Origin of the sequence: Tropicibacter alexandrii (genome assembly GCF_003667315.2) — a bacterium.
GTDB classification, from domain to species: Bacteria; Pseudomonadota; Alphaproteobacteria; order Rhodobacterales; family Rhodobacteraceae; genus Tropicibacter; species Tropicibacter alexandrii.
On sequence record NZ_RCTZ02000078.1, the window covers coordinates 1 to 245 of the forward strand.

Annotated in this window: 1 pseudogene; it reads left to right on the plus strand. The window is 67.8% G+C overall.

The features are described 5' to 3' along the window. Window positions 1-245: pseudogene (locus D8Z78_RS24425) on the plus strand (calcium-binding protein); the annotation flags it as partial.

The following is a 245-nucleotide window of genomic DNA, read 5'->3' on the forward strand; positions in this document are numbered from 1 at the left end:
GGCGATGGCGACGACCTGCTGACCGGGGATGCGGGCGACGATTCCATCGTCGGCGGCTTTGGCCGGGACGAGATCTACGGCGACGAGGGTCTGGACACGATCACCGGCGGGTTCGGCAATGACGACATCGAGGGCGGCGACGGCAACGACCTGCTGTCGGGCGACGAGGGCCGCGATACGCTGGCCGGTCAGGATGGGAACGACACGCTGAATGGCGGGATCGAGGCCGATACGCTCTATGGCGG